General features: G+C 69.0%; 9 protein-coding genes. 6 read left to right on the forward strand and 3 right to left on the reverse strand.

Going from position 1 to position 11,348, the window contains the following annotated elements; translation table 11 throughout:
- The first annotated feature begins 153 nt into the window (after positions 1 to 153).
- A complete protein-coding gene (locus tag AC1DSC_RS22535) occupies positions 154 to 846 on the forward strand; it encodes a c-type cytochrome (RefSeq protein ID WP_015867236.1) in 693 nt (230 codons plus the stop codon).
- 73 nt (positions 847 to 919) lie between these two features.
- Here AC1DSC_RS22535 and pcaG read toward each other — a convergent pair whose 3' ends face one another.
- Positions 920 to 1,528, reverse strand: coding sequence for a protocatechuate 3,4-dioxygenase subunit alpha (pcaG, locus tag AC1DSC_RS22540; RefSeq protein ID WP_018906848.1), 609 nt, complete (start codon positions 1,526 to 1,528; stop codon positions 920 to 922).
- Positions 1,529 to 1,548: 20 nt separating this feature from the next.
- On the reverse strand, positions 1,549 to 2,265 hold the full coding sequence (gene pcaH / locus AC1DSC_RS22545) for a protocatechuate 3,4-dioxygenase subunit beta (protein WP_018906847.1): 717 nt from the start codon (positions 2,263 to 2,265) through the stop codon (positions 1,549 to 1,551).
- Between the two features lie 107 nt (positions 2,266 to 2,372).
- Between pcaH and AC1DSC_RS22550 the strand changes: the two genes are divergently transcribed.
- Positions 2,373 to 3,359 (forward strand): LysR substrate-binding domain-containing protein, encoded by a 987-nt coding sequence (locus AC1DSC_RS22550; protein ID WP_027730516.1) that lies wholly within the window; start codon positions 2,373 to 2,375, stop codon positions 3,357 to 3,359.
- Here the strand turns inward: AC1DSC_RS22550 and AC1DSC_RS22555 are convergent.
- Entirely contained in the window at positions 3,356 to 3,790 is a 435-nt protein-coding gene (locus AC1DSC_RS22555; protein WP_018906845.1) for a DUF1841 family protein, read from the reverse strand. The genes AC1DSC_RS22550 and AC1DSC_RS22555 overlap by 4 nt on opposite strands.
- Positions 3,791 to 4,076: 286 nt before the next feature.
- Between AC1DSC_RS22555 and AC1DSC_RS22560 the strand changes: the two genes are divergently transcribed.
- The 4 genes from AC1DSC_RS22560 to AC1DSC_RS22575 all read left to right on the forward strand — a co-directional run bounded on the left by AC1DSC_RS22560 (position 4,077) and on the right by AC1DSC_RS22575 (position 11,343).
- The gene (locus AC1DSC_RS22560; protein WP_478131924.1) at positions 4,077 to 7,307 is read left to right on the forward strand and encodes a hypothetical protein; all 3,231 of its coding nucleotides are present in this window, start codon (positions 4,077 to 4,079) and stop codon (positions 7,305 to 7,307) included.
- Positions 7,308 to 7,390: 83 nt separating this feature from the next.
- Positions 7,391 to 7,897, forward strand: coding sequence for an OmpA family protein (locus AC1DSC_RS22565; protein ID WP_015867230.1), 507 nt, complete (start codon positions 7,391 to 7,393; stop codon positions 7,895 to 7,897).
- Between the two features lie 78 nt (positions 7,898 to 7,975).
- On the forward strand, positions 7,976 to 11,050 hold the full coding sequence (locus tag AC1DSC_RS22570; protein WP_436287971.1) for a glutamate ligase domain-containing protein: 3,075 nt from the start codon (positions 7,976 to 7,978) through the stop codon (positions 11,048 to 11,050).
- Positions 11,047 to 11,343, forward strand: coding sequence for a hypothetical protein (locus AC1DSC_RS22575; protein ID WP_015867228.1), 297 nt, complete (start codon positions 11,047 to 11,049; stop codon positions 11,341 to 11,343). The genes AC1DSC_RS22570 and AC1DSC_RS22575 overlap by 4 nt, the downstream gene beginning before the upstream one ends.
- The last annotated feature ends 5 nt before the right edge of the window (positions 11,344 to 11,348 follow it).

The following is an 11,348-nucleotide window of genomic DNA, read 5'->3' on the forward strand; positions in this document are numbered from 1 at the left end:
CGAGCAGGGTGGAGGAGGCGGGGTGGAGAAAAGAACACACTCGATTCGCTTCGTGCAGCCACTTGGACGGCTTGAAGGGGTTCCCGGAGGACCCTTGCATATAATCGAATGTTGATTCGAAAAACTGTATCTCCACGAGATTGTGCGCGCAAAATGAACAAGTTGTTGACCACGATGTTTGCCTTCGCTGTCGCTTGCGTGACGGTCTCGGCGCAAGCCCAGCAAGTCACGGGCAATGCCCAGGAGGGCGCCAAGAAGGTTGCCATGTGCGTGGGCTGCCACGGCATCATCGGCTACCAGGCCAGCTTTCCGGAGATCCACAAGGTCCCGATGATCGCCGGCCAGAGCGCCAGCTACATCACCTCGGCCCTCACCGCCTACAAGGGCGGCGACCGCAAGCACCCCACCATGCGCGCGATTGCCGACACCCTGAAGGAGCAGGACATCGCCGACCTGGCCGCCTACTACAGCCAGCTGGGCCTGAAGGAAGGCGACGCGCCCCCGGCCGCGCTGGCCAAGCCCATGCCCGAGAACGTGCAGGCCCTGGTGTCGCGCGACAAGGACAACAGCTGCACCAAGTGCCACGGCGCCAACTTCAGCACGCCCAATGACGGCACGGTGCCCAAGCTGGCCGGCCAGCATGCCGACTACCTCTTCGTGGCGCTCAAGTCGTACCGCGTGAAGAACAACCTGCACCTGGGCCGCTCGAATGCGGTGATGGCGCAACAGGTCGAACCCAAGAAGTTCAGCAACGCCGAACTCAAGACGCTCGCGAGCTACATCAGCTCGCTGCCCGGCGACCTCAAGACGGTGCCGGAATCGCGCATCCACCGCGCCGCCGAGTAAGCGCCCTCCCGCCCCATCAAGAAGAAAGCCCGCATCGCGCGGGCTTTCTTGTTTGCGGGTCCGGCTGCTGGTGTCAGACGTCGAAGAACACCGTCTCCTGGGGCCCCTGCATGCGGATGTCGAAGCGGTAGCTCACCGCGCCGCCTTGCTCCACGCGCTCGGCAATCAACGTGTGGCGGCGCTCGGCCGGCACGCTGGCCAGCACGGCGTCCTTGGCGTTGGCTTCGGCCTCGTCGCTGAAATACACGCGCGTGAACGCATGCAGCAGCAGGCCGCGCATCAGCACGATCACGTTGATATGCGGGGCTTCGCCTGGCGATTCGGCGCCCGGCTTCACGGTGTGGAACACGAAGCGGTTCTGCGCATCGGTGCCCGTGCCGGCGCGGCCGAAGGCGCGAAAGCCGATCTCGCGCGCCTCTTCGGGCGTCTGCGGATAGCGGCCCTCGCCGTCGGGCTGGCTGATCTCGACCAGCGCATCGCCGATGGGGTTGCCGTCGCCGTCGATCACGCGGCCTTCGAGGCGGATGCGCTCGCCGCTGGCGTTGTCCAGGGCCACCACGCCGTCGAAGGGCTGGTCGAAGTCGTAGCCGTACTGCGCGGCGGTGAGGCCGTAGGCGAAGTAGGGGCCCACGGTCTGGGAGGGGGTCTGGCCGAAGTCGGCTTCCTGTGCGGTCATCAACATGGTGTGTGTCTCCTTCTTGCTCAGCGGTTTTCGAACGGCGTTTCGTCGGCGCCGCGCAGCACAATGTCGAACTGGTAGCCCAGCGCGTAGCCTTCCTCGGTGATGTCGAGGCTGAAGTCGGCGATCAGCCGGTTGCGGTAGCGCTCGGGCGTGCCGGTGACCATGGGGTCGTACTGCAGCAGCGGATCGCCGGGGAAGTACATCTGCGTGACCAGCCGGCTCGCAAAGCTCTGGCCGAACAGCGACATATGGATGTGCTGCGGGCGCCAGGCGTTGGGGTGGTTGCCCCAGGGATAGGCGCCGGGCTTGATGGTGAGGAAGCGGTAGCGGCCCTCGCTGTCGGTCAGGCAGCGGCCCGCGCCCAGGAAGTTGGGGTCGAGCGGCGCGTCGTGCTGGTCGACCTTGTGCACGTAGCGGCCGGAGGCGTTGGCCTGCCAGAGCTCGACCAGCGTGTTGGCCACGGGGCGGCGGCGCTCGTCGAGCACCTGGCCGGTGAGGATCATGCGTTCGCCCAGCGGCTCGCCGTTCTTGCGCGCATTGCGCGTGAGGTCGTGGTCGAGCTCGCCGATGCTGTCGTGGCCGTACACCGGCTGCTGCAGCTCGCCCAGCGAGGCCTTCAGCGGCACCAGGGGCTTCTGCGGGCCGCGCTTCGCGGTCGACTTGTAGCCGGGATAGATGTACGAGGGATGGGCTTCCCAATCGCGGGGGGTGAGGGTGGCCGGGGTTTTCGTCAACATGCCGTTGTCTCCTGTCGTGGGACGAATCGAATTTGGAAGCTGAACTTTAGAAGCCGCGTTCGATGATGTAAATTGAAGATTGGTCTGTTTTACATAACCACCAGTAATTGAAAACTCCCGCCGACCTTCGCCAGGACTTTGTGCGCAACGTGCAGCTGCGCCACCTGCGCTGCCTTGTCGCGGTGGCGCAGGAGCGCCATCTCGCGCGCGCCGCCGAGCGGCTGTCGCTGAGCCAGCCGGCGGTGTCCAAGACGCTGTCCGAGCTGGAGGCCATCGTCGGGGCGCGCCTGGTGGAGCGCGGCAATGCCGGGCGGCGCGGGGTGCAGGGGCTCGCGCCGGCCGGCGAGCAGCTGCTGGCCCATGCGCTGCGCGTGCTCGAGGCCATCGACGCCAGCGCCCAGGCGGTGGCGCCCGCTTCGGGCGAGCGCGTGGAGCGGCTGCGCATCGGCGCGCTGCCGAGCGTGGCGCCGGCGCTGCTGCCGGCGGCACTCGCGCGCTTTCGCGAGCGCTGGCCGTCGGTGCAGGTGGTGGTGAAGAGCGCGGCCAACCCGGTGCTGCTCGACGAGCTGCGCGCCGGCGAGCTCGACCTGGTGGCCGGCCGCATGAGCGATCCGCGGCTGATGGGCGGGCTCAGCTTCGAGCTGCTCTATACCGAGCCGCTGGTGTTTGCCGTGCGCCCCGGCCATCCGCTGGCGGGCCGGTCGACCCGGGCGGTGTCGGTGCAGGCGGTGCTCGGCTTTCCGCTCGTGGTGTATGGCGAGGGCACCATCCCGCGCCACAACACCGAAAGCTTCCTGTCGGCGCGCGGCCTGGCGCTTCCGCCCCACGCGCTGCAGACGCTCGACGTTGCGGTGGCGCGCGGCCTGGTGGCGGTGTCCGACGCGGTCTGGATCACCCCGCTGGGCGCCGCGCGCGGGGAGCTGGCCGACCAGCGGCTGGTGCGCCTGCGCATCGAAACCGCCGGCACCGACGAGCCCGTGGGCCTGCTGCTGCGCAGCGACGCCGAGCCCTCGGCGCTGCGCAGCGCCATGGCCGCGCTGCTGCGCGAGGGAGCGAAGCAGCAGGGCGCGCTGCCTTCCCGGAAGGCCGGCTAGTCCTTGGTTGCGCGGCGCTGCACGCAGGCGACGTAGCCGTCGCCGTCGGGCGGCCGGCCGGCGCGCTGGCTCTCCCACATCATCTGGCCGAGGCATTCCATGGCCTCGTGATGCGCATCGAGCAGCGAGCCGCGGCGGGCGGCCAGCAGTTCGACGGCCTGGCGGATGCCGCGCGGCTGGTCGATGGAGCATTGCTCGCTGATCGAAAGATGCATCGACAGGTGCAGGAACGGGTTTTCGCGGCCGTTCGAGCCGTCGTACACGCGCGCCACGGCCGCATCGGCGTCGGCAAGGTCCTCGTGGTATTCGGGGTGGGCGTCGATCCATCCCGCGGCAATCGTCTCGAGCGCTTCCATCGGCAAGCCTTGGCGGTGCTTGGCGTACACGTCGCAAAAGAAGCGGCGCACGTCTTCCTGGGAGGGATTGAACATATCTGTATGGAGAAGCTGGAAAGGAAAAAGAGGGAAGGGGAAAACCGCGCGCCGGCAGCCCGGAATGCGCCCGATGTTCCGGTAGCGGGACGTTACGCCGTAACGTAACGAATGGTCAAAACAGCGTCCAAAGCGCTGTTCCGGCCGACAGCGCGGGCACCCGTTTTCAGAAAAATATCCATAAGAATCAATAGCTTGCGTTCTTGGTGAACCGGTGGCTCAAAAGAGTTGGCAGCGCGGCACGCTAGTTGCCCCTGTAGATGCATCTTTTGTCACAGAGGCTGTCATGAACGCACCACAAGCACCGACCCATTCGACCGAAGGACTTGCCGCCAGTGGCGTTGCTCCTGTGGTCATCGCCCAAGCCACCAGCACACCGCTCGGCGCTCCCGCCGCGATGAGCTCGTCGGCACCTGCCGCTGCCGCGGCGCCCTCGAGCATTGGCACATTGTCCAATGCTACGCCGGGCGTCGCGGTGATGCGCGAGGGTGTCCGCATTCCAGTGGATGGCAACCAGACCCTGATCGCGGGTGACCGCGTGATCGTTCCCGAAGGCGGGCAGGCCAACGTCCTGTTCCCCGGCTCGGCCACCAACAAGGCGCCGCTGGCCGGCGTCTTCACCGGCGGCACCGACGCCACCATCGGCTCGACCAAGCTGCCCGGCGGCCTCGAACAAGTGAATGTGGATGTCGCCTCGGGCGACCTGCAGGTGACCCCGCCCGACAGCGACGCCGACGCGGCCGCACTGGCCGTCACCAAGAAGGTCGCGGCCGGCAGCGGCCTGGGCCTCGGCGAATTCGCGCTCGGCGCGCTGGGCGCCGTTGCGCTCGGTGCCGCGCTGGGCGGCGGTGGCGGTGACGACGGTGGAACGATCCCGTTCTTCGCCGGCAGCGGCGGTGGTGGTGGCGGTGAGAGCGATGCGGATGCTGATTCCGATGCGGATGCTGACGCGGATGCCGACGGCGATGCGGACGCCGACGCGGATGCCGACGCTGACGCGGATGCTGATGCCGATGCCGATGCCGATGCCGATGCCGATGCCGATGCCGATGCCGATGCCGATGCTGATGCTGATGCTGATGCTGATGCTGATGCCGATGCCGATGCCGATGCCGATGCCGACGCCGACGCCGACGCAGACGCAGACGCAGACGCAGACGGCGACAGCCTGCTCGATCCGGGCGACGGCGCAGCCGGCGGCCTGGTCGGTTCGATCGGCGACACCGCGGGTCTCGGCGACTCGCTCGACCCGGTGCTGGGCGTGGTCGACGGCGTGACCGACGTGGTCGACGACGTGCTGGCCCCGGTGCTCGGTTCCGAGTTCTCCCAGAACGATCCCAACCAGCTCGATCCGGCGGACGATTTCGTCGAGACCGTGGCCGATGGCGTGGGCGGCGTGGCCAGCCCGATCGTCGACGGTCTGCTCGGCGAAGGCGCCACGGGTGCGCTGGTCGACCAGCTGGTCAAGCAGGTCGACTACGTCACCGACGCGCTGCAGAACGGCCTGGACAACCTGGTGGGCGATGAAGGCATCCTGAGCGGCCTCACCGGCAGCCTCGGCCTGGACGGCGCGCTCGACGGCCTCGTGGGCGAGGAGGGCGTGGTCGGCAACGTGGTGGACGGCCTGCTCGGCCAGGACAGCCTCCTCGGCGAGCTCGTCAGCGAAGACGGCCTGGTGGGCGGCCTGCTCGGCGAGAACGGCACGCTTGGCGGCCTGATCGGAGAAGGCAGTGCCGTCGGCAGCCTGCTGGACAACGTGATCGGCGACGACGGCATCGTCGGCGGCCTGCTGGGCGAGGACGGCGCCCTTGGCGGCGTGGTCGGCGGCGTACTGGGCGAAGAGGGCCTGCTGGGCGGCCTGATCGGCGCGGGCAGCCCCGTGGGCAGCCTGCTCGGCGGCGATGGCGTGGTGGGCGGCCTGCTTGGCGGTGACGGCGCGCTGTCCAGCCTGCTGGGCAGCGACGGCCTCACCGGCGGCCTGCTGGGCCAGGACGGCGTGGTCGACAACCTCCTGGGCGACGGCGGCGCCGTGAGCGGCCTGCTCGAAGACAGCCCGCTGGGTGGCTTGCTCGGCGGCGAAGACGGCCTGCTCGGCGGCGTGACCGACGGCGTGCTGGGTGAAGGCGGCCTGCTGGGCGGCGTGCTTGGCGATGACGGCGTGGTCGGCGGCCTGCTCGGCGAAGACGGCTTGCTCGGCAGCGGCGGCGCCATCGGCAGCCTCCTCGCGGAAGACGGCCTGCTCGGCGGCGTGCTCGGCGAGGACGGCCTGGTCGACAACCTGCTGGGCGACGGCGGCCTGCTGGGCGGTGTGCTCGGCGAGGACGGCCTGGTCGGCAACCTCCTCGGTGGTGACCTCCTGGGTGGTGACTTGCTCGGCGGCGACCTGCTCGGCGGCGTGCTGGGCGAGGACGGCCTGGTCGGCAACCTGCTCGGCGGCGATCTCCTGGGCGGTGATCTGCTCGGTGGTGACCTGCTGGGCGGCGTGCTGGGCGAGGACGGCCTTGTCGGCAACCTGCTCGGCGGCGATCTCCTGGGCGGTGACTTGCTCGGTGGTGACCTGCTCGGCGGCGTCCTCGGCGGAGACGGCCTGGTCGGCAACCTCCTCGGTGGTGATCTCCTGGGCGGTGACTTGCTCGGTGGTGACCTGCTGGGCGGCGTGCTGGGCGAGGACGGCCTGGTCGGCAATCTGCTCGGTGGTGACCTCCTGGGCGGTGATCTGCTTGGCGGCGACCTGCTCGGTGGCGTGCTGGGTGAAGACGGCCTGGTCGGCAACCTGCTCGGCGGTGACCTCCTGGGCGGCGATCTGCTTGGCGGCGACCTGCTCGGTGGCGTGCTGGGTGAAGACGGCCTGGTCGGCAACCTGCTCGGCGGTGACCTCCTGGGTGGCGACTTGCTCGGCGGCGACTTGCTCAGCGGCGTGCTGGGTGAAGACGGTGTTGTCGGCAGCGTGCTCGGCGGCGATCTCCTGGGTGGCGACTTGCTTGGCGGTGACCTGCTGGGTGGCGTGCTCGGCCAGGACGGCGTTGTCGGCAGCGTGCTCGGCGGCGACCTCCTGGGTGGCGACTTGCTCGGCGGTGACCTGCTCGGCGGCGTGCTCGGCGAAGACGGCATCGTCGGCGGCCTGCTCGGCGGCGATCTGCTTGGCAACGACGGCCTGGTCGGCAGCGTGCTCGGCAGCGATGGCCTGCTGGGCGGCGTGCTGGGCGGCGGCAACAGCCCGGTGGCCAACATCCTGGAGCCGGTGCTCGAGACGGCAAGCACGGCCGGTGCGGCGCTCGAACCGGTGGTTGCCACGGCATCCACGGTGGCAGCGCCCGTGACCGACATCCTGGCCGGCGCAGCTCCGACGGTCGCTCCGGTGGTCGATACCGTCGCCAGCGTGGTCGACACGGTGGAGCATGCCGCGCCGATCGTGACCGACGTGGTCACCCCGATCACCAGCCTGGTGGACCAGGCCGCCGGCACCGGCAGCGTTCTCACCCCGGTGGCGAACATCCTGCACGGCCTGCTGGGTTAAGGAACAAGAGCAGTAGAGGAGAAGGAAGAAAAACAACGCACCAGGGCCAGGCCGCCGCGGCCTGGCCCGCGAAAGGAATCGATATGAAGAACAGCAGCAGCAGCTACCGGATACTGGCCATCGTCGCCCTCGCAGCAAGCCTTGCCGCTTGCGGAACCGCCGCCACGAGCGGACGCGAGGACGCCACCTACTACTACTCGAACAAGGCAGCCCCGGTGGCGAAGGTGGAACCACCCCCGCCCGCGCCGGTGCAGAACGGCCCCGCACTGAAGATCGTGTACTTCGACTTCGACAAATACGACGTCAAGCCGCAATACCGCAACGTGGTGGAAGCGCATGCGAGCTACCTGCGCAACCGTCCCGCCAGCAAGGTGGTGATCGAGGGCCACACCGACTTGCGCGGCGGCCGCGAATACAACCTTGCGCTGGGCCAGCGCCGGGCCGAATCCGTGCAGCGCGCGCTCACGCAGCTTGGCGTGCCGGGCGAACGGATCGAGGCCGTCAGCTGGGGTATTGAAAAACCCGCGTCGCTCGAAACCACCGAGGAGGGCCATCAGCTCAATCGCCGAGCCGAATTCAGCTACCGCTGAAACACGGAGAAACGCGATGCCTTCGATGGGAGTTCCCGGTCCGGGTGCGACCGGCCTCCCGCATTCGACTGGGGCCGAATGATGTCTTTCTCCGACCAGCTCCATGCCTGCCACGAGCGCCTGGCCTCGGTGTGCGCGGCGCTGCCGGCGCCTTATCCGGCCTTCACGCTTTTCTTCTCGGTGAGCGACGGGTCGCAGCGCGCGCACGTGGTGCACGCGCGCGCGGCCGATTTCGAAACCGCGTGGCACGAAGGCGCCGAGGCCGTGGAGCGCTGGGTGCGCGACTGCGGCATCGTCTCGCCATGGCTGCGCATCGACTGGGTCGAGGGCGCAAGCCCGATCGACTGGGCGCAGTTCAAGGCGCAGCTTGCCGGCGTCAAGCGCAACTACTTCCGCCTCGGCCTGGCCTTCGACCAGGACTTCGAGACCGCGTTCACCGAGCAGGAGCTCAACGCCAACGCCATGCTGAGCGGCGATTCGACCATTGCGCATGCGGTGGTGAATGCACGCAACTTCGAGGCCTATGCCCAGGCGCGCTTCGCACGCGCGCTGCCGCTCGAGCTGCCGGCCGACCAGCGCGTCTACCTGCTCGCGACCGTGGGCGTGTTCTGCCAGGCCGACTGCGTGGTGCACAAGCTCGTGGGCACGGGGCTCGATGCCGGACGGCGCCAGGCACCGGCGCTCGCGCCGCAGTCGGCGCTCGACCTGGTGCGCAGCGGCGCCTCGTACCTTGCGCGCCAGGTGCAGGACGACGGGCTCTTCGTGTACGGCTACTTTCCGTGCTTCGACCGCCGCATTCCGACCTACGACGCGATGCGCCATGCGAGCGTGCTCAGCGCCATGATCGAGGCGTGGGAGCTCGTGCGCGACGACAAGCTGCGCCTGGCCATCGACCGCGCGCTCGACCATCTGGCGAACACGCTCATCCGCAGCTACACGCTGGCCGACGGCACCGAGGTCGCCTTCCTCGTCGACACCGGCGAAGAAATCAGGCTGGGCGGCAATGCCGCCTGCGTGCTGGCCCTGGTGAAGTACTGCGAGGCGATGGACACGCGCGACTGGCTGCCGCTTTTGGAAAAGCTGGCGCTGGGCATCGCGTCGCTGCAGGATGGCGCCACCGGCAGCTTCAGCCACGTGCTGCATGCCGGCGACCTGCGCGTGAAGCAGGCCTCGCGCGTCATCTACTACGACGGCGAGGCGGCCTACGGCCTCATGCGCCTGTACGGCCTCACGCGCGATGCAAGGTGGCTCGCCGTGGTCGAGAAGGCCTTCGACCACTTCATTGCAAGCCAGCACTGGCAGGCGCACGACCACTGGCTGAGCTGCTGCGTCAACGAGCTCACGCGCTGGAGCCCGCAGGAAAAGTACTTTCGCTTCGGCCTGCAGAACGTGGCCGGCTACCTGGACTTCGTGCTCGACCGAAAGACCACCTTTCCGACGCTGCTCGAACTCATGCTTGCGGCCCAGCAGATGCTGCAGCGCCTGGAGGCCACGCCCGCCATGCGGCACCTGCTCGACGAGCTCGACACCGAAAAGTTCTACCGCGCGCTGGAGTACCGCGCCCACTACCTGCAGAACGGCTTCTTCTGGCCCGAGATGGCGATGTACTTTCGCCGGCCCTCCACCATCGTCGGCTCCTTCTTCATCCGGCACCACGCGTTCCGGGTGCGCATCGACGACGTGGCGCAATACGTGTCGGGCTTCGTGGCCTATCGCCGCTACCTGCTGGAGCGCCCCGCCGTGCCCGGCGCCGGCAGCGCGAGGGACGACGGTGCCGCCGCCTGGACCGCGGGCGAAATGGCGCGCGTGACCGGCGGCGAATGGGTGGTGCGCCCGGAAGACGGCTGGCGCGCCAGCGGCGTGACGCAGCGCTCCTTCCTGCGCAAGGGCCGCGTGGTGTTCGAGCACCAGGCGCGGCCCTCGAAGACGCCGCTGGCCGCGGTGGCGCTCAAGGGCGTGCTGCAGCCGGCCGCCGCCGTGCTGTGCACCGATCCCGCACCGCACCTCGACAAGCGGGTGCCGGTGCTCCAGGTGGACGACGTGCCGCAGGCCGTGCTTGCACTGGGCGCGCATGCGCGCACCGAGTTCACGGGGCGCGTCTGCGGCGTGCTGGGCAGCGGCACCGCCGGCAGCACCGTGGCCGCGATGCTGGCCGACGCCCTGGCCGTGTGGGGCGAGGTCGGCCGGCCCGAAGGCAACGTCAGCCTGCCCTCGGGCATGGCCTGGAACCTGACCTGCATGCCGCGGCATGCGGCCTACTGGGTGCTGGAGATGGGCTCGCCGCACATGCTGGCCACGGCCCAGCTGGTGCGGCCGATGCTGGCGGTGGTGACGGGGCTGTCGGCCGCGTCGCAAAAGCACCGTGGGCCTTCGGAAGCCGCCGCGCGCATGGACAGCCGCATCTTCGAAGGCATGGCGCCCGGCGACAGCGCGGTGCTGAACCGCGACCTCCCCGAGTTTGCGACCTTTGCCGAAGCCGCCATGGCGCACCAGCTGCAGATCGTGACCTATGGCGAGCACAAGGACGCCGACGTGCGGCTGCTCTCGTTCGACCATGGCGAGGTGCAGGCCCAGGTGCTCGGCGAGCCGTTCCAGCTTCGCCTCAATGCGCCGGGGCGCCACATGGGCGCGAGCGCCGTGGCCGCGCTGGCGGCCCTGCAGGCGATGCGCCTGAAGCTGGCCGCCGCGGTCGAGCCGTTCGCGCAGTTCGAGCCGCCGGGCGGACGCGGCGCGCTGCACACCATCCACATCGGCGGCGGGAGCTTCAAGCTGATCGACGAGACCTACGACGCCAACCCGAGCTCGATGCGCGCCGCGCTCGAGCTGCTGTCGCAGGCGCCCTGCGAGCCGGCCCGCCGCGTGGCGATCCTCGGCGACATGCAGGAGCTCGGCCCCGCCGCGCAGCGGCACCACCTGGACCTGGAGCCCGAGCTGCTCGCATCGCAGCCCGACCGCGTGCTGCTGTGCGGCCCGCTGATGCGGGCGCTGCATGCGCGCATCCGCACCAAGGTCCGCTCGCACTGGTTCGTCGATGTGTCCGACCTGTCGACCGCGCTGGGCGGCCTGCTGCAGCCGGGCGACTGGGTGCTGGCCAAGAGTTCTGCCGGTGTCGGCCTGTCCCGGCTGGCCCGGGTTCTGAAAGCATTGCCATGATCAAACTGAACGCTCAGGCGTCCTTGCCCTATCAACGCCAGGCCGCGCCGCAGCGCCGGTGGTGGCTGGGCTGGCTGCAGCTGTTGTGCGCCTGGCTGCTTTGCATGTTGCTGTGCGCCAACGTTGCGCTGGTGCTGGCGCAGGGCCTGCCTAAGGACGAAGCGGCACCGGTCGTGGCTAGAAAAGCGGCGGACTGCAGCCTGTCTGTCGAGGCCGCCAAGGACGCTGTTGCGGCCAATGCAGAAACGGTGTCGCACACGCTGAGACGTATGTCACGCTGCAGCGCTTCGTAAGTATT

It is taken from the genome of Variovorax sp. 01N425, from assembly GCF_056399465.1.

Coding starts and splice junctions, on each gene's coding strand:
- AC1DSC_RS22575 (WP_015867228.1), top strand. CDS start 11,047: ATGATCAAACTGAACGCTCAGGCGTCCTTGCCCTATCAACGCCAGGCC.
- pcaH (WP_018906847.1), bottom strand. CDS start 2,265: ATGTTGACGAAAACCCCGGCCACCCTCACCCCCCGCGATTGGGAAGCC.
- pcaG (WP_018906848.1), bottom strand. CDS start 1,528: ATGTTGATGACCGCACAGGAAGCCGACTTCGGCCAGACCCCCTCCCAG.
- AC1DSC_RS22570 (WP_436287971.1), top strand. CDS start 7,976: ATGATGTCTTTCTCCGACCAGCTCCATGCCTGCCACGAGCGCCTGGCC.
- AC1DSC_RS22555 (WP_018906845.1), bottom strand. CDS start 3,790: ATGTTCAATCCCTCCCAGGAAGACGTGCGCCGCTTCTTTTGCGACGTG.
- AC1DSC_RS22565 (WP_015867230.1), top strand. CDS start 7,391: ATGAAGAACAGCAGCAGCAGCTACCGGATACTGGCCATCGTCGCCCTC.
- AC1DSC_RS22535 (WP_015867236.1), top strand. CDS start 154: ATGAACAAGTTGTTGACCACGATGTTTGCCTTCGCTGTCGCTTGCGTG.
- AC1DSC_RS22560 (WP_478131924.1), top strand. CDS start 4,077: ATGAACGCACCACAAGCACCGACCCATTCGACCGAAGGACTTGCCGCC.